At 63.0% G+C, this 17,106-nt stretch carries 14 protein-coding genes; 8 read left to right on the top strand and 6 right to left on the bottom strand.

The window, feature by feature from the left end; all coding sequences use genetic code 11:
* Positions 1-355: 355 nt before the first annotated feature.
* The 5 genes from ACYCCG_RS20230 to gatC all read right to left on the bottom strand — a co-directional run bounded on the left by ACYCCG_RS20230 (position 356) and on the right by gatC (position 5,174).
* Positions 356-1,399 carry a calcium/sodium antiporter gene (locus ACYCCG_RS20230; RefSeq protein ID WP_459671561.1) on the bottom strand — a complete coding sequence of 348 codons (1,044 nt, stop codon included), beginning with the start codon at positions 1,397-1,399 and terminating at the stop codon, positions 356-358.
* A 60-nt stretch (positions 1,400-1,459) separates the two neighbouring features.
* Positions 1,460-1,834 (bottom strand): septal ring lytic transglycosylase RlpA family protein, encoded by a 375-nt coding sequence (locus ACYCCG_RS20235; RefSeq protein WP_209967849.1) that lies wholly within the window; start codon positions 1,832-1,834, stop codon positions 1,460-1,462.
* Positions 1,835-1,962: 128 nt separating this feature from the next.
* Entirely contained in the window at positions 1,963-3,408 is a 1,446-nt protein-coding gene (gatB, locus tag ACYCCG_RS20240) for an Asp-tRNA(Asn)/Glu-tRNA(Gln) amidotransferase subunit GatB (protein WP_176683758.1), read from the bottom strand.
* Between the two features lie 11 nt (positions 3,409-3,419).
* Entirely contained in the window at positions 3,420-4,871 is a 1,452-nt protein-coding gene (gene gatA / locus ACYCCG_RS20245; protein WP_176683757.1) for an Asp-tRNA(Asn)/Glu-tRNA(Gln) amidotransferase subunit GatA, read from the bottom strand.
* Positions 4,872-4,886: 15 nt separating this feature from the next.
* A complete protein-coding gene (gatC, locus tag ACYCCG_RS20250) occupies positions 4,887-5,174 on the bottom strand; it encodes an Asp-tRNA(Asn)/Glu-tRNA(Gln) amidotransferase subunit GatC (RefSeq protein WP_003255165.1) in 288 nt (95 codons plus the stop codon).
* Positions 5,175-5,379: 205 nt separating this feature from the next.
* Here gatC and mreB point away from each other — a divergent pair, with 205 nt between their 5' ends.
* From mreB to tldD, 8 genes are all read left to right on the top strand, one after another.
* On the top strand, positions 5,380-6,417 hold the full coding sequence (mreB, locus tag ACYCCG_RS20255; RefSeq protein WP_003255163.1) for a rod shape-determining protein MreB: 1,038 nt from the start codon (positions 5,380-5,382) through the stop codon (positions 6,415-6,417).
* A 166-nt stretch (positions 6,418-6,583) separates the two neighbouring features.
* Entirely contained in the window at positions 6,584-7,636 is a 1,053-nt protein-coding gene (gene mreC, locus ACYCCG_RS20260) for a rod shape-determining protein MreC (RefSeq protein WP_176683826.1), read from the top strand.
* Complete coding sequence (gene mreD / locus ACYCCG_RS20265; RefSeq protein ID WP_176683756.1) at positions 7,636-8,124, top strand: rod shape-determining protein MreD; 489 nt, start codon at positions 7,636-7,638, stop codon at positions 8,122-8,124. Before mreC ends, mreD begins: the two co-directional genes overlap by 1 nt.
* Positions 8,125-8,156: 32 nt before the next feature.
* Complete coding sequence (locus tag ACYCCG_RS20270; protein ID WP_176683755.1) at positions 8,157-8,768, top strand: Maf family protein; 612 nt, start codon at positions 8,157-8,159, stop codon at positions 8,766-8,768.
* A 54-nt stretch (positions 8,769-8,822) separates the two neighbouring features.
* Positions 8,823-10,280: a ribonuclease G gene (rng, locus tag ACYCCG_RS20275; RefSeq protein WP_021781845.1), complete on the top strand. Its 1,458-nt coding sequence runs from the start codon at positions 8,823-8,825 to the stop codon at positions 10,278-10,280.
* A gap of 82 nt (positions 10,281-10,362) precedes the next feature.
* Positions 10,363-14,184: a YhdP family protein gene (locus tag ACYCCG_RS20280; RefSeq protein ID WP_459671562.1), complete on the top strand. Its 3,822-nt coding sequence runs from the start codon at positions 10,363-10,365 to the stop codon at positions 14,182-14,184.
* Positions 14,185-14,192: 8 nt separating this feature from the next.
* On the top strand, positions 14,193-15,044 hold the full coding sequence (locus ACYCCG_RS20285; RefSeq protein WP_209967844.1) for a carbon-nitrogen hydrolase family protein: 852 nt from the start codon (positions 14,193-14,195) through the stop codon (positions 15,042-15,044).
* A gap of 2 nt (positions 15,045-15,046) precedes the next feature.
* Positions 15,047-16,486, top strand: coding sequence for a metalloprotease TldD (gene tldD, locus ACYCCG_RS20290; RefSeq protein ID WP_209967842.1), 1,440 nt, complete (start codon positions 15,047-15,049; stop codon positions 16,484-16,486).
* Between the two features lie 57 nt (positions 16,487-16,543).
* On the opposite strand, the gene yjgA is transcribed toward tldD, so the two are convergent.
* Complete coding sequence (yjgA, locus tag ACYCCG_RS20295) at positions 16,544-17,065, bottom strand: ribosome biogenesis factor YjgA (protein WP_003255152.1); 522 nt, start codon at positions 17,063-17,065, stop codon at positions 16,544-16,546.
* Positions 17,066-17,106 lie beyond the last annotated feature (41 nt).

Below are 17,106 nucleotides of genomic sequence, written 5' to 3' on the forward strand. Positions count from 1 at the left end.
CAGGAATAATTGGCCCGAAACAAACCGTTCTGTGCCAGGCGCGCGCGACCGCCTTGTTTGTACGACGCGATATCGAGGCATGCGCCAAAGCGTTCGCGCGCAAATCCCGCAGGAATAATTGGCCCGAAACAAACCGTTCTGTGCCAGGCGCGCGCGACCGCCTTGTTTGTACGACGCGATATCGAGGCATGCGCCAAAGCGTTCGCGCGCAAATCCCACAGGAATAATTGGCCCGAAACAAACGTAGGAGCGGGTTTACCCGCGAAGCGCCGCGCGGGCGGCGCTCGATCTCACAGGCGATGAAAGCCTAAAGGAATGCGTCTGGCGGCCCTGACGCGTGCCCCTTCCATGCCCCTCAATGCTGCCTCCGCCAGGCGCGCACGGTGGTGTACAGCAACACTGTGGCGAGCACCGGCAGTACATAGAACAGCATCAAGCGCTCCAGGCGGCCAGCCAGCGGCATACCCATGGTAAAAGCCGCCACATGCAGGCCGTAGGCCAGGTACAGGCAAAGAAGCACCAGGCCTTCGGCGCGAGTGATGCGGTAGCCGGAATAGAACACTGGCAGGCTCAGTATGGCAACGCCGAGCATTACAGGCAGATCGAAAGACAGCGCGTTAGGCGAAATCGACAGTGGCTCCGGGGTGACCAGCGCGGTCAGGCCCAGTACGGCCAGCAAGTTGAACAGGTTACTGCCGATTACAGTGCCCACCGCGATCTCCCGTTCGCCACGCAAGGCGGCGATCAGCGCAGCGGCCAGTTCCGGTAGGGAAGTGCAGATAGCGACGACCGTCAGGCCGATGATGCGCTCGGACAGGCCCAGGTCGGTGGCCACCTCGATGGCAGCTTCCAGCAGCAAGTGGCCCGCCAGGCTCAGCAGGCCGAGGCCGACCAATACCTGCAACAGCGTACCTGACCAGAAGCGCCCGGCCCCGGACCTGGTGGCGTCCGGGGCAGGGTAGGTGCGTGCATAGTGGCGCGACTGATGCCAGAGTATTGCCAGGTAACCGGCCAGCCCCAGCAATAGCAGTGCCCCTTCAACCCTGCCCAGGCGGGCATTGGCGGACAGTGCATACACCAGTCCGCTGGCGACGATCATCAATGGAATGTCCAGACGCACCAGTTGGCGTGACACCCGCAGCGGAATGATCAGCGCGGCCAGGCCGAGAATGACCAGTACGTTGAAGATGTTGCTGCCGATCACGCTGCCTACTGCCACATCCGGCGCGCCTTGGTAGGCAGCCTGCAGGCTTACGGTCAATTGTGGCGCGGTGCTGCCGAAGGCCACCAGGCTCAGGCCTATGATCAGCGGGCGAACGTGCAGGCGCTGCGCCAGGCGCAAAGCGGAGCGCACCAGTAGCTCGGCGCCGCCGACCAGCAACAGCAGGGCAACGCCCATTTGTAGCAGGCTAAAAGTGGGAAGGGTGGCCAGGTCGAAAATGGTCGGACTCCTGTCGCGTCAGTCGCTAAGCCCTTGTACCCGGACGCGCGCTGTTCCGCTACGGAGCATGCCGATTTTTTCTGCTGCTGCGCGAGACAGGTCAATCAGGCGGCCCCGGGTGTGCGGGCCACGGTCGTTGATGCGAACCACCACACTGCGCTGGTTGGCCATGTTGGTCACCAGTACTCGCGTGCCGAAAGGCAGGCTGCGGTGGGCGGCGGTAAGGCTGTGCTGGTTGAATGGTTCGCCACTGGCAGTGCGTTTGCCGTGGTGGCGCGACCCGTAATAGGACGCGGTACCCGTCCGGTCGTAACCGCGCGGGTCGATGTCATGGCTGGCGCAACCGGCCAGGAAAGAAAACAGGGCGAGGGTGCCGAGGGATCGTTTTAGCAAGTCAGGTGCTCTCCGGTGCGGCCATTCGCGGGTAAACCCGCCCCTACAGGTAAAGCGCTGGCTTGTGTAGGAGCGGTTTTAGCCGCGAACGAGGGCGAAGCCCTCGCAGCATTACAGGGGGAAAATCATCACCCTTCGAGCTTGGCCTTGAGCAATTGGTTCACCTGCCCCGGGTTGGCCTTGCCTTTGGAGGCTTTCATGGCCTGGCCGACGAAGAAGCCGAACATCTTGCCGCGCTTGGCCTCATCGGCTGCACGATACTGTTCGACCTGCTCGGCATTGGCTGCCAGCATTTCGTCGAGCATCTTGTCGATCGCACCTGTATCGGTAACCTGCTTCAGGCCTTTGCTCTCGATGATGCTGTCGGCATCGCCTTCACCGGCGGCCATGGCCTCGAACACGGTCTTGGCAATCTTGCCGCTGATGGTGTTGTCACGAATGCGCAGCAGCATGCCGCCCAGTTGCGCGGCACTGACCGGCGCCTGATCGATTTCGACACCCAGCTTGTTCAGCAGGCTACCCAGTTCGACCATGACCCAGTTGGCCGCCAGCTTGGCATCACCCCCGATTTTCACCACTTCTTCGAAGTAGTCCGCCTGTTCGCGGCTGGAAGCCAAGACATTGGCATCGTAGGCCGACAGGCCGTACTGGCTCTGGAAACGCTCGACCTTCTGGGGTGGCAGCTCCGGCAGGCCGGCGCGGATGGTTTCGAGGAAGCTGTCCTCGATGACCACCGGCAGCAGGTCCGGATCGGGGAAGTAACGGTAGTCGTTGGCTTCCTCTTTGCTGCGCATGGAGCGGGTTTCGTCCTTGTTCGGGTCGTACAGGCGGGTTTCCTGCACCACTTTGCCACCGTCTTCGATCAGGTCGATCTGGCGCTGGATTTCGCTGTTGATCGCGCGCTCGATGAAACGGAACGAGTTGACGTTCTTGATTTCGCAGCGAGTGCCGAACTCGGTCTGGCCTTTCGGGCGGATCGATACGTTGCAGTCGCAGCGCAGCGAACCTTCGGCCATGTTGCCGTCGCAGATGCCCAGGTAGCGCACCAGCGCGTGGATCGCCTTGACGTAGGCGACGGCTTCCTTGGCGCTGCGCATGTCAGGCTCGGAGACGATTTCCAGCAGCGGGGTGCCGGCACGGTTCAGGTCGATGCCGGTGGAACCGCTGAAGTCTTCGTGAAGGCTCTTGCCGGCGTCCTCTTCCAGGTGCGCGCGGGTTACGCCGATGCGCTTGATGGTGCCGTCTTCCAGTGCGATGTCCAGGTGGCCCTTGCCGACGATCGGCAGGTCCATCTGGCTGATCTGGTAGCCCTTGGGCAGGTCCGGGTAGAAGTAGTTCTTGCGTGCGAACACGTTGCGCCTGCCGATCTCGGCATCGATGGCCAGGCCGAACATGCACGCCATGCGCACGGCTTCCTCGTTCAGCACCGGCAGTACGCCGGGCATGCCCAGGTCAACCAGGCTGGCCTGAGTATTCGGCTCGGAGCCAAAGGTGGTAGCGCTGCCGGAGAAGATCTTCGACTGGGTGGCGAGCTGAGTGTGAATTTCCAGCCCGATCACAACTTCCCATTGCATGTGTGAATTCCTCAGAAGCCGTTGGGGGCGCGGGTGTGCCAGTCGGTCACCTGTTGGTAGCGGTGCGCGACGTTGAGCAGGCGGCCTTCCTGGAAGTATGGCGCCAGCAGTTGCACGCCGACCGGCAGGCCGTCGACGAAGCCCGCAGGCATCGACAGGCCTGGCAGGCCCGCCAGGTTGGCGGTGATGGTGTAGACGTCTTCGAGATAGGCGGCAACCGGGTCGCTGCTCTTGGCGCCGAGCTTCCAGGCCGGGTTTGGCGTGGTCGGGCCGAGAATCAGGTCGACATCGTTGAAGGCGGCCATGAAGTCGTTCTTGATCAGGCGGCGGATTTGCTGCGCCTTCACGTAATAGGCGTCGTAGTAGCCGGCCGACAGGGCGTAGGTCCCGACCATGATGCGGCGCTGTACTTCAGCGCCGAAGCCTTCGCCGCGTGAGCGCTTGTACAGGTCGGTGAGGTCTTTCGGCTCTTCGCAGCGGTAGCCGAAGCGTACGCCGTCGAAACGCGACAGGTTGGAAGAGGCTTCGGCCGGGGCGATCACGTAGTAGGCCGGAATGGCATGCTGCATGTTCGGCAGGCTGATTTCCTTGACCACTGCGCCGAGCTTTTCCAGCTCTTTGACGCTGGCCTGGACCAGGTCGGCGATGCGTGGGTCGAGACCGGCGCCGAAGTACTCTTTCGGCAGGCCGATGCGCAGGCCCTGAAGTGAAGCATTCAGGTTGGCGCTGTAGTCCGGCACCGGCTCTTCGATGCTGGTGGAGTCCTTGGCGTCGAAACCGGCCATGCCTTGCAGCAGCAGCGCGCAGTCTTCGGCGGTGCGGGCCAGCGGGCCGCCCTGGTCGAGGCTGGAGGCGTAGGCGATCATGCCCCAGCGTGACACACGACCGTACGTCGGCTTGAGGCCGGTGAGGTTGGTCAGTGCCGCGGGCTGGCGGATCGAGCCGCCGGTGTCGGTGCCTGTGGTGGCGGGCAGCAGGCGTGCGGCCACTGCAGCGGCCGAACCACCGGAAGAACCGCCTGGAACGTGCTCGAGGTTCCACGGGTTCTTCACCGCGCCGTAATGGCTGGATTCGTTGGCCGAACCCATGGCGAACTCGTCCATGTTGGTCTTGCCCAAGGTGACCATGCCGGCTTCGGCCAGCTTGGCGACCACGGTGGCGTCATAGGGCGCCTTGAAGTTGTCGAGCATCTTCGAGCCGCAGCTGGTGCGTACGCCGTTGGTACAGAACAGGTCTTTGTGGGCGATCGGTGCACCCAGCAGCGCGCCGGTTTCGCCAGCAGCGCGACGGGCATCGGCGGCACGCGCCTGGCCCAGGGCCAGGTCGTCGGTGATGCTGATGAAGCTGTTGATCTGAGGGTCGAGCTGTTTGATGCGCGCCAGTAGCGCGCCGGTCAGCTCTTCGGAAGAAAACGATTTGTCGGCGAGTCCGCGGGCGATCTCGGCCAGGGTCAATTGATGCATGGCAGGCTCTATCCCTTACTCGATGACTTTGGGAACCAGGTACAGACCGCTTTCGGTCGACGGCGCAATGGCCTGGTAGGCGTCGCGCTGGTTGCTTTCGGTGACTTGGTCGGGACGCAGGCGCTGGCTGGCCTCCAGCGGGTGGGCCAGGGGCTCGATGCCAGTGGTATCGACCGCTTGCATCTGGTCGACCAGGCCGAGAATGCTGTTCAGGGCGTCAGTAATGCGTGGCAGTTCGCCATCATTCAGGCCCAGGCGGGCCAGATGGGCGATCTTTTCCACGTCGCAGCGTTCAAGCGCCATGAGGATCTCCAAGGGAAACAAAGAACGGAATTTGGGTCCGCAGTGAGGAACATGTCAGCTTTCTGGCGGTCTAACGGCCGCGAAATTCTGCTGGCGTGCTCGGAAAAACAGCCAATTTAACATATTGGCTCCTTGCCCAAAATCCCTGCCATTGTTAGAGTTTGCCGCACTTTTTTACCCACGCTTTCCCCAGGGTCACTTTCCCATGTTCAAGAAACTGCGTGGCATGTTTTCCAGCGATCTTTCGATCGACCTGGGTACTGCCAACACCCTTATTTACGTGCGTGAGCGCGGTATCGTCCTGAATGAACCCTCGGTTGTTGCCATCCGTACCCATGGCAACCAGAAAAGCGTCGTCGCCGTCGGTACCGAAGCCAAACGCATGCTGGGCCGTACGCCTGGCAACATTGCAGCCATTCGTCCGATGAAGGACGGCGTCATCGCCGACTTCAGCGTCTGCGAAAAAATGTTGCAATATTTTATCAACAAGGTTCACGAGAACAGCTTCCTGCAGCCAAGCCCGCGCGTGCTGATCTGCGTGCCGTGCAAGTCGACCCAGGTAGAGCGCCGCGCCATCCGCGAGTCGGCCCTCGGTGCGGGTGCCCGTGAAGTGTTCCTGATCGAAGAGCCGATGGCCGCTGCCATCGGTGCAGGCCTGCCGGTTGAAGAGGCCCGCGGTTCGATGGTCGTCGATATCGGTGGTGGTACCACTGAAATCGCCCTGATCTCGCTGAACGGCGTGGTCTATGCCGAGTCCGTCCGTGTGGGCGGTGACCGCTTCGATGAAGCCATCGTGACCTACGTGCGCCGCAACTACGGCAGCTTGATCGGCGAATCCACCGCCGAGCGTATCAAGCAGGAAATCGGTACTGCCTACCCAGGTGGTGAAGTACGTGAAGTCGACGTGCGTGGCCGCAACCTGGCCGAAGGTGTGCCGCGTGCCTTCACCCTGAACTCCAACGAAGTGCTCGAAGCGCTGCAGGAATCGCTGGCGACCATCGTCCAGGCGGTCAAGAGCGCCCTCGAGCAATCGCCGCCCGAGCTTGCTTCGGACATCGCCGAGCGCGGCCTGGTGCTGACCGGTGGTGGTGCGCTGCTGCGTGACCTCGACAAACTGCTGGCCCAGGAAACCGGCCTGCCGGTAATCGTTGCCGAGGACCCGCTGACCTGCGTCGCCCGTGGCGGCGGTCGCGCCCTGGAAATGATGGACAAGCACGCGATGGACCTGCTCTCCAGCGAGTGATCCCGCTCGCTGTTCACGAGCGCCCGGTTTACAGGTAGTACACACAGTGCTACCTGTATGTGCTGCGCTGGTGCCCGTTTGGGGCACCGTATCCGTCAACCCGCAACCAGGCTGGTGCGTTGTTCCATGTCCAATGACCTCCTGAGTCGTCCACGAGGAACGGCCCATTAAACCGCTTTTCTCCAAGGGCCCTTCGCTGGGCGTTCGCCTCCTCGTTCTTGTGGTGATGTCGGTCGCGTTGATGGTTGTCGACGCGCGCTTCGACGTGCTCAAACCCGTGCGCAGCCAGATGGGCCTGGTGCTGATGGAATCGTACTGGATCACCGATTTGCCGCAGCGTGCCTGGCAAGGTGTGGCCGGCCAGTTCGGTAGCCGCACCGAGCTGATTGCCGAAAACGAGAAGCTCAAGACCGAAGCCCTGCTGCTGCAGGGGCGCCTGCAGAAGCTGGCAGCCCTGACCGAGCAGAACGTGCGGCTGCGCGAGTTGCTCAACTCTTCGGCGCTGGTCAACGAAAAGGTTGAAGTGGCCGAGCTGATCGGTGTCGACCCCAACCCGTTTACCCACCGCATTCTGATCAACAAGGGTGAGCGTGATGGTGTGTTCCTGGGCCAGCCGGTGCTCGATGCCCGCGGCCTGATGGGCCAGGTCGTAGAGTTGATGCCCTACACCGCGCGGGTACTGTTGCTGACCGATACCACCCACAGCATTCCGGTGCAGGTCAACCGCAACGGTCTGCGTGCCATCGCCAGCGGCACTGGCAACCCGGAACGCCTGGAGTTGCGCCATGTGGCCGACACTGCCGACATCAAGGAAGGCGACCTGCTGGTCAGTTCCGGCATGGGGCAGCGCTTTCCTGCCGGCTACCCGGTGGCCACGGTCAACGAAGTGATCCACGATTCCGGCCAGCCCTTTGCCATCGTTCGTGCCATCCCTACCGCCGCACTCAACCGCAGCCGCTATATGCTGCTGGTGTTCAGTGACCGACGTAGCCCGGAGCAGCGCGCCACCGATGCCGCCATTGCCCAGGAAGAGGCTGATCGCAAGGGCGCTGCACCTGCTGGCCATCCGACCGCTACCAGTGATCAGGTCGCACCCGCCGCTGGCACGCCTGCCGCGTCGGTCACACCGGCAGCACCGGCCACTCCGGTCGCGCAGCCAGCAGTCCCGTCTGCTGCACCTGCCACGCCGGCCGCACCCGCTCAACTCCGGAGGCAATGATGGCTGCATCACGCCGCAATAACGGCTGGATCATCTGGCTTACTTTCGCCATCGGCCTGCTGCTCAGCGTTTCCCCCATGCCGCAGTTCATGGAGGTGTTCCGGCCCATGTGGCTGGCCTTGCTGGTGTCGTTCTGGACCCTTGCCGTGCCGAACAAAGTCGGTATGACCACGGCGTTCGTGTTGGGCCTGGCCGAGGACGTGCTGTATGGCACCCTGTTGGGGCAGAATGCGCTGGTTCTTACCTTCATCACCTTTCTGGTGCTGTCCCTGCAGCAGCGTCTGCGCATGTTCCCCATGTGGCAGCAAAGCCTGGTCATTCTGGTGATCTTTGGTATCGCCCAGTTGATCCAGTTGTGGCTCAGCGCACTGACCGGCAACCGCCTACCCACCCTGGCGCTGGTCTGGTCGGCGGTGATCAGTGCCTTGCTCTGGCCGTGGATCAGCTTTGCCTTGCGCGACCTGCGTCGACGCTTGCATATCAACTGACGGCAACGCGCCGCTGACAGGGAGATGTCTGAATGACCCCGTTATACCTGGCTTCCGGCTCGCCCCGTCGTCGTGAACTGCTGACGCAGATCGGCGTGCCGTTCATCGTCATCAGTGCCCCCGTCGATGAAACTCCGCTACCCAGCGAAAGCGCCCCTGCCTACGTCGAACGCCTGGCCCGGGCAAAGGCTGCCGCCGGCCTGGCCAGCATCGATGGCCCGGCTGTAGTGCTCGGCGCTGACACCGCAGTGGTACTCGATGGTCGTATTCTCGGCAAGCCGGAAAACCGCGAAGATGCCTTGGCCATGCTGGCTGACCTGTCAGGCCGTGAGCATCAGGTGCTGACCGCTGTCGCTCTGGACGATGGCCAGCGGGTGCACAGTTTTTGCGTTACCAGCAAGGTGCGCTTTCGCGCCATCGGCACCGATGAAGCGCAACGCTATTGGGCCAGCGGCGAGCCAGCAGACAAGGCTGGCAGCTATGCCGTGCAGGGGCTGGGTGCGGTTTTCGTCACCGGCCTTTCCGGCAGCTACTCGGCGGTGGTCGGCTTGCCGCTCTGTGAAACGGCCGATTTGCTTGGCCAGTTCGGCATCGCCTGCTGGCAATCGCTTGCGCATACGCCAGAGGTAACAAACCCGCAGTAGCCAGCAGTGCATACGCCATCCATCATAAGAAAGAACCTTTGACGAGAGCCTGCCATGAGTGAAGAGATCCTGATCAACATCACCCCGATGGAGTCACGTGTGGCGGTGGTGGAAAACGGGGTGCTGCAGGAAGTGCACGTCGAGCGCACCCAGCGCCGTGGCATCGTCGGCAATATCTACAAGGGCAAGGTGGTGCGTGTGCTGCCAGGCATGCAGGCGGCCTTCGTCGACATCGGCCTTGAGCGCGCTGCATTTATCCATGCCTCGGAGATCTCCCAGCGTGAAGGCTCGGCGGTAGAGAACATCACCGCACTGGTACATGAAGGCCAGGCTCTGGTGGTGCAGGTGACCAAGGACCCGATCGGCACCAAGGGGGCGCGCCTGACCACCCAGCTATCGATTCCGTCGCGCTACCTGGTGTACATGCCACGCAGCAGTCATGTCGGTATCTCGCTGAAAATCGAGGACGAAGCCGAGCGTGATCGCCTCAAACAGGTGGTCAGCGACTGCATGGATAGCGAGAACATCAAGGATGCCGGCGGCTTCATCCTGCGCACCGCCGCCGAAGGCGCGCGTGCCGAGGAGATCTTGCAGGACATTCGCTACCTGCGCCGCCTGTGGGAGCAGATTGGCACCCAGATCAAGACCTGTGGCGCGCCCACGGTCATTTATGAAGACCTTGGCCTGGCCCTGCGTACCCTGCGTGACCTGGTCAACCCGAAGATCGAGAAGATCCGCATCGACTCGCGGGAAACCTTCCAGAAGACCACGCAGTTCGTCGGCGAGCTGATGCCGGAAATAGCCGACCGCCTCGAACATTACCCGGGCGAGCGCCCTATCTTTGACCTGTACGGCGTCGAAGACGAGATCCAGCGGGCCCTGGAGCGCAAGGTGCCGTTGAAGTCCGGCGGTTACCTGGTGGTCGACCCGGCCGAAGCGATGACCACCATCGACGTCAACACCGGGGCTTTCGTCGGCCATCGCAACCTCGAAGAAACCATCTTCAAGACCAACCTCGAGGCCGCTACCGCCATCGCCAGGCAACTGCGCCTACGCAACATTGGCGGCATCATCATCATCGACTTCATCGACATGGAAGACGAAGATCACCAGCGCCAGGTACTGCGTACCCTGGAAAAACAGCTGGAGCGCGATCACGCCAAGACCAACATCATCGGCATCACCGAACTGGGCCTGGTGCAGATGACCCGCAAGCGCACGCGGGAAAGCCTGGAGCAGGTGCTGTGCGAGCCGTGCCTGGCCTGTCAGGGCCGCGGCAAGCTGAAAACGCCCGAGACCATCTGCTACGAAATATTCCGCGAGATCCTGCGTGAGGCCCGCGCCTATCAGGCCGAAGGCTACCGTGTGCTGGCCAACCAGAAGGTGGTCGACCGCCTGCTGGATGAGGAGTCAGGCAACGTGGCGGAACTGGAAGCCTTCATCGGTCGAACCATTCGCTTCCAGGTCGAGTCGATGTATTCGCAGGAACAGTACGACGTGGTGCTGCTCTGAGGCCTTCTGAAACACGCCACGGTATCGTCGGGCTGGTAAAACCGGCACTACGGGCCATCATGGATAAACGACTTGGAGGGCCATGGCCATGGGACGTCTGAACCGCGTTCTTGTCGCTCTGACCCGCTGGGGGTTGGGCATTTGTGCCCTGCTGGCCGTATTGGTGGCGCTGTATGTCAGCCTTGGCCGTGAACTGGTGCCGCTGGTCGCCGAGTACCGTGCCGACTTAGAAAGCAAGGCCGAGCAGGCGCTGGGCCTGCCCGTGCATGTCGGTGCCCTGGAAGGGCACTGGAGCGGGTTGGCCCCCGTGCTGCGGGTGCGCGACCTGCAACTGGGCGAAGGCACCAAGGCGCTGCGGCTTGACGACGTCATGGTAGTGCCCGACATCTGGGCCAGCCTCACCGCCCGTGAAGTGCGCCTGGCGCGCATTCAGCTGGGCGGGCTGCAACTGATCCTTCGCGAGAACGAGCAGGGCGCCTGGAGCCTGGAGGGCCTGCCGAAGAAGGACGACGCGCCGCTGGACCCTGCCGACATGCTGCAGCGCCTGCGGCAGTTGGGGCGCATCGATGTATTCGACAGTCTGGTCACCCTGCACCCCTGGCAGCGCGACCCGCTGACCCTGACTTATGTGAGTGCTGGCCTGCAGGCCGGTGCCACACGTCAGGCATTGGACTTGCGCGCGACCCTGCCTGATGGCCAGCCCCTGGCGCTGAGCCTGAACAGCCGTATGTCGGCCGAGGCTTGGCGTGATGGCGAGGTACAAGCCTATGTGAGCCTGCCGCAAAGTGACTGGGCACATTGGTTGCCACCCAGGGTGTTGGGGCAGTGGCATGCGGATACCCTGCGGGCGGGCGGTGAGTTCTGGATCGGCTGGGGCAAGGGGCAGTTGCAACGGGCCGTCGTAAGGCTCAATGCACCCAGGCTGCAGGGGGCCTATGCCGGGCGCAAGGCTGCCGACCTGAATAACCTCGCTTTGGGCGCCTGGTTCCAGCGCCGGGAGCAAGGCTTCGATGTGGTCGTCGACTCGTTGGCCATGGACCTCGGCAAGGCCCGCTGGGAGTCTCACCTGCAGTTGCAGCAGCGCCCTGGCCAGAACGCAGCCGATGAAAGCTGGCAGTTACAGGCCGACCGTCTCGACCTCACTCCGCTGACTCCGCTGATCGACGCCCTGGCACCATTGCCGGACAAGGTGAAGGATGTGGTCGATGGCTTGAAGGTGACCGGTGCGTTGCGCAATGTGCGCCTCGAGGTCAGGCCCAAGGCCGAGGGTGACCAGCGCCTGCAGTTCGCGGCCAACCTGGAGAAGGTAGGCTTCGATGCTTATTACAACGCTCCGGCGGCCGGTAACGTCAGTGGCAGCATCAGCGGTGACCTGGGCCACGGCGAGCTGCGCCTGGATACCGATGCGTTCATGCTGCATCTGTACCCGATCTTCGCCAAGCCCTGGCACTACCAGAAGGCGAATGCGCGCCTGACCTGGACCTTGGACAAAGACGGTTTCACCCTGATTGCGCCCTATCTCAAGGTGCTGGGCGAAGAGGGCAAGATCGCCGGCGACTTCCTGATTCGCCTGTTCTTCGAGGAAGGCCGCGAGGACTACATGGACCTGCGCGTCGGCCTGACCGAAGGCGATGGCCGCTATACCGCCAAGTATCTGCCCGAAGTGCTCAGCCCGGCCCTCGACGAATGGCTGCGCAGCGCGATCATCAAAGGTGCTGTGGACCAGGGCTACTTCCAGTATCAGGGCTCGCTGAACCATGGCGCAGCGCCGGAGGCGCGCAGCATCAGCCTGTTCTTCAAGGTGCATGACGCCGCCCTGGACTTCCAGCCCGGTTGGCCACAGGTGCAGCATGTGGATGGCGATGTGTTCATCGAGGACAGTGGCGTGCGCATCTTGGCCCGGCGAGGCGTGCTGCTCGACACCAAGGTCAGTGATGTAACAGTGGATATCCCGCATGTCGACGGTGACCAGCACAGTCATCTTTACCTGGACGGCGACTTCGACGGTAGCCTGGGTGATGGCCTGAAGATTCTCAAGGAGGCGCCCATCGGCACTGGTGAAATTTTCGCCGGCTGGGAAGGTGAGGGGCCGCTGAAGGGCAAGGTCAAGCTCGATATCCCGCTGGCCCATGGGCAGCGCCCAAAAGTGCAGGTGGACTTCACCACCAGCGATGCGCGCCTGAAAGTTGCTCCGCCAAGCCTGGAGTTGAGCCGCCTGAAGGGAGACTTCAGCTTCGATTTCGACAAGGGTCTGAGTGGCAAAGGCATCAGCCTACAGGCCTTCGGCAAGCCGGTAACGGCTCGAATAACCGCTGAAGGTCAGGCTGGGCAGATGCAGACCCGCATCAATGCCAATGGCCAGGTATCGCTCAAGACGCTGACTGACTGGCTGCAATTCAACCAGGCTTTGCCGGCATCCGGTGACCTGCCGTATCAGTTGCAACTCAGTCTGGGGAGCCGGGACAACCACCTGAGTGTCACTTCCAGCCTCAAGGGCCTGGCCATCGACCTGCCGGCTCCGTTTGGCAAAGCGGCGGCAGATACCCGTGACAGCCGTTTCGACATGAGCCTTCAGGGACCGGAGCGGCAATTCGATGCCGCCTACGCCGACCTTGCCCGCTTCGCCTATGCCGCACCGGCCGAGAAGTTGACTCAGGGCCGTGGCGAGCTAGTGCTGGGCACAGGCGACGCCCGGGTACCTGCCAGCCAAGGGCTGAGGGTGCGCGGGCGACTGGAGACGCTGGACCTGGCCCCCTGGCAGGAACAGGCTGCCCGGCTGGCTGGCGACGACCCGGGTGGCAGCGCGCGGCAGAACTTGCAAAGCGTCGACCTGAGCATCGGCCAGTTGAAAGTCTTCGGCATGGATCTGAACCAGGCCGTGGTTCGCCTGGCCCGGGCCGGCCCGGCCTGGGATTTGCGCCTCGACAGCAAGGAAGTCATCGGTAACGCACGCGTTCCGGATGCCAAGGGCGTGCCCATGGCCGTGCGCATGCAGACCTTGCGCCTGCCTGCCGCCAGCGCCGCTGAGCAGCAGGCTGAAGACGGCCCCGACCCGCTGGCCTCGTTCGATCCGCGCAAAGTCCCGGCACTGGACCTGAGCATCGACAAGCTCTATCGCGGTGACGATCTTTACGGCAGCGCCTCGATCAAGCTGCGGCCGACCGCACGTGGCGTTAAAGCCAGTGATATCGACCTCGATCTGAAGGGGTTGCGCATCGATGGCGGCGGTGGCTGGGAAGGTGAAACGGGCAAAACCAGCAGTTGGTACAAAGGGCGCCTTGACGGCAAGAATCTGGCGGATGTGCTCAAGGCCTGGGGCTTTGCCCCGACTGTGACCAGCCGCGACTTCCGCCTGGATGTGGATGGCCGCTGGCCGGGCTCGCCCGCCGCGGTGGGCCTGAAACGCTTCTCGGGCAGCATGGATGCCGCGCTGCGCAGCGGCCAGTTCGTCGAGGTCGAAGGCAGCGCACAAGCACTGCGGGTGTTCGGCCTGCTCAACTTCAACTCGATTGGCCGGCGCCTGCGTCTGGACTTTTCCGACCTGTTTGACAAGGGCCTGGCCTATGACCGGGTCAAGGGCTTGCTGGTGGCCAGTAGTGGCGTGTACGTGACCCGCAATCCGATTACCGTGACCGGCCCGTCGAGCAACTTCGAGCTCGACGGCACGCTGGACATGGTCAGCGACCGGGTCGATGCTGACTTGCAGGTGAGCCTGCCGGTGACCAACAACCTGCCGCTGGCAGCGTTGATCGTCGGCGCGCCGGCTGTGGGCGGTGCGCTGTTCCTGGTCGATCGGCTGATCGGTGACCGCGTGTCACGCTTTGCCAGCGTGCACTACCGTGTCGAAGGGCCGTGGAAAGAGCCTAGAATCACATTTGTGAAACCTTTCGAGAAATCCCGCTAGGAGTACCCATGAAGGCAGCGGTAATCCAGATGGTCAGCCAGGACGACGTGCAGGCCAACCTGCAGCGTGCCGGTGCCCTGTTGGAGCAGGCCGCGTTGGGCGGCGCGCGGTTGGCGGTGCTGCCGGAGAACTTTGCCGCCATGGGGCGCAAGGACGCTGCTGCCATCGGCCGTGCCGAGGCTTTGGGGCAAGGGCCCATTCTGCCATGGTTGAAACGCACCGCCCGCGACCTCAAGTTATGGATTGTTGCCGGTACTTTGCCCTTGCCACCGGCCGGCCAGCCCGATGCCAAGGCCCATGCGTGCTCGTTGCTGATCGATGAACACGGCGAGGTGGCGGCACGGTATGACAAGCTGCACCTGTTTGACGTGGACGTGGCCGACAACCGGGGCCGTTACCGCGAGTCGGATGACTACGCACAGGGTGCTCAGGTAGTGGTGGCTGATACGCCGGTCGGGCGGCTGGGGCTGAGCGTGTGTTACGACCTGCGCTTTCCCGAACTGTACAGCGCGCTGCGCGCTGCCGGCGCGGAGCTGATCACCGCACCGGCAGCTTTTACTGCAGTGACCGGCGCAGCACACTGGGAGGTGCTGGTGCGTGCCCGGGCCATCGAAACCCAGTGTTACCTGCTGGCTGCGGCACAGGGCGGCGCCCACCCCGGTCCACGGGAAACCCATGGTCATGCGGCGATCGTCGACCCTTGGGGGCGCATTCTCGCAGAACAGGCGCAAGGTGAAGCGGTACTGCTTGCCGAGCGCGACATTGAAGAACAAGCGTCCATTCGGGCGTGCATGCCGGTGGTATCGCACCGGCGCTTTTTTTCGCAGGGCGCGTTGCGGCCTGCGCACACCTCGGAGTGACTATGAGCCAGATGTTATCCACCGTCAGCGAGCAGCTCCTGGCCCCAGGCGGCTTGACCCTGGACAGCCTGCAGAGCGTGCTGGGTGAGTTGGCTGGCCCCGGCATCGACGCCGCCGACCTGTATTTCCAGGGCCAGATCTCGGAAACCTGGGCGCTGGAAGACGGCATCGTCAAAGAGGGCAGCTTCAACCTCGACCAGGGCGTGGGCGTGCGTGCCCAGTCCGGCGAAAAAACCGGCTTCGCCTACAGCAACGCGATCAACCTTGAAGCGCTGACCTCGGCAGCCCGTGCTGCCCGTTCGATTTCCCGTGCCGGGCAGAACGGCACGGTGCAAGCCTTCCGCAGCCAGGAGGTGGCCGCCCTGTATGCCGCGGACAACCCGCTGGACGTGCTCAGTCGTGCCGAAAAGGTCGAGTTGCTTAAACGTGTCGATGCCGCCACCCGTGCCCTGGACCCGCGCATTCAGCAGGTCAGCGTGAGCATGGCTGGGGTTTGGGAGCGTATTCTGATTGCTGCGGCCGATGGCAGCCTGGCCGCCGACGTACGTCCGCTGGTGCGCTTCAATGTCAGCGTCATCGTCGAGCAGAATGGCCGTCGCGAACGCGGTGGGCAGGGCGGTGGCGGGCGTACCGATTACCGCTTCTTCACCGAAGAGCGGGTGATGGGCTATGCCCGCGAGGCTCTGCGCCAGGCCCTGGTGAACCTGGAAGCGATCCCGGCGCCGGCCGGTACCTTGCCGGTGGTGTTGGGCCCGGGCTGGTCGGGCGTGCTGTTGCACGAGGCTGTTGGCCATGGCCTGGAAGGCGACTTCAACCGCAAGGGCAGCTCGGCATTCAGCGGCCGCATTGGCGAGAAAGTGGCGTCGAGCCTGTGCACCATCGTTGACGATGGCACCCTTGAAGGCCGCCGTGGTTCTCTGAGCGTGGACGACGAAGGCACCCCGACCGAATGCACCACGCTGATCGAGAATGGTGTGCTCAAGGGCTACATGCAGGACAAGCTGAACGCGCGCCTGATGGGCATGGCAGTGACCGGCAACGGCCGCCGTGAATCTTACGCGCACCTGCCGATGCCACGCATGACCAACACCTACATGCGTGCCGGCGAAAGCGACCCGCAGGAGATCATCGCGTCGGTGAAGAAGGGGATCTACTGCGCCAATCTCGGTGGTGGGCAGGTGGATATCACCAGCGGCAAGTTCGTGTTCTCCACCAGTGAGGCCTACCTGATCGAGGACGGCAAGATTACCGCGCCGGTGAAGGGCGCAACCTTGATCGGTAATGGTCCCGAGGCGATGAGCCGGGTTTCGATGGTCGGTAACGACCTGGCACTGGACAGCGGGGTAGGGACGTGCGGCAAGGACGGGCAGTCGGTGCCGGTCGGGGTGGGGCAACCCACCTTGAAGCTGGATGCGATTACCGTAGGCGGTACGGGCGCTTGATGGCTTCGGGAGTCGTTGTGGGAGCGGGCATGCCCGCTCTCACAGGGGCCCAGCCTGTCAGCGTAGTCCGCGTTGCAACTCGTCGAGGTCGCGAATGTACTTGAACACCTTGCGCGCGGCGGCAGGCGGCTTGTTCCGCGCCTTCTCGTGCTGGGCATGGCGCACCAGCGAGCGCAGTTGCTGGCGGTCGGTGTCGGGGTACTCGTTGACGAAGCGCTCGAGGTCTTCGTCGTTACCGTCGATCAACCGGTCACGCCAGCGCTCCAAACTGTGGAAGCGTTCGTTGTACTGGCGAGTCGAGCTGTCCATCTGCTCGAGCAAGGCGTGGATGGCATCGAGGTCTTGCACGCGCATGAGCTTGCCGACGAACGACATGTGGCGTTTACGGGCGCCATGAGCGGTGTGCTTGCTGGCCTCGGCCAGTGCCTTGCGCAGCTCGTCGGTCAATGGCAGGCGCGCCAAGGTATCGGCCTTGAGCGTGGTAAGCCGCTCGCCGAGTTCGACCAGCGCATGCAGTTCGCGCTTGATCTGGGTTTTGCTTTTTTCGCCGTCGAAGGCGTCGTCGTTTGAATCAACCATGGTGGCAGTCCGCTAGAAAACGCCGCCATGATAACCAGTCG

The organism is Pseudomonas sp. VEM90, from assembly GCF_054611535.1.

What these genes read in the sequence shown, in the direction of transcription:
- mreB (WP_003255163.1), top strand. Translation starts at nt 5,380, where the DNA reads ATGTTCAAGAAACTGCGTGGCATGTTTTCCAGCGATCTTTCGATCGAC.
- rng (WP_021781845.1), top strand. Translation starts at nt 8,823, where the DNA reads ATGAGTGAAGAGATCCTGATCAACATCACCCCGATGGAGTCACGTGTG.
- mreD (WP_176683756.1), top strand. Translation starts at nt 7,636, where the DNA reads ATGGCTGCATCACGCCGCAATAACGGCTGGATCATCTGGCTTACTTTC.
- gatB (WP_176683758.1), bottom strand. Translation starts at nt 3,408, where the DNA reads ATGCAATGGGAAGTTGTGATCGGGCTGGAAATTCACACTCAGCTCGCC.
- yjgA (WP_003255152.1), bottom strand. Translation starts at nt 17,065, where the DNA reads ATGGTTGATTCAAACGACGACGCCTTCGACGGCGAAAAAAGCAAAACC.
- ACYCCG_RS20280 (WP_459671562.1), top strand. Translation starts at nt 10,363, where the DNA reads ATGGCCATGGGACGTCTGAACCGCGTTCTTGTCGCTCTGACCCGCTGG.
- gatC (WP_003255165.1), bottom strand. Translation starts at nt 5,174, where the DNA reads ATGGCGCTTGAACGCTGCGACGTGGAAAAGATCGCCCATCTGGCCCGC.
- ACYCCG_RS20285 (WP_209967844.1), top strand. Translation starts at nt 14,193, where the DNA reads ATGAAGGCAGCGGTAATCCAGATGGTCAGCCAGGACGACGTGCAGGCC.
- tldD (WP_209967842.1), top strand. Translation starts at nt 15,047, where the DNA reads ATGAGCCAGATGTTATCCACCGTCAGCGAGCAGCTCCTGGCCCCAGGC.
- ACYCCG_RS20230 (WP_459671561.1), bottom strand. Translation starts at nt 1,399, where the DNA reads ATGGGCGTTGCCCTGCTGTTGCTGGTCGGCGGCGCCGAGCTACTGGTG.
- ACYCCG_RS20270 (WP_176683755.1), top strand. Translation starts at nt 8,157, where the DNA reads ATGACCCCGTTATACCTGGCTTCCGGCTCGCCCCGTCGTCGTGAACTG.
- gatA (WP_176683757.1), bottom strand. Translation starts at nt 4,871, where the DNA reads ATGCATCAATTGACCCTGGCCGAGATCGCCCGCGGACTCGCCGACAAA.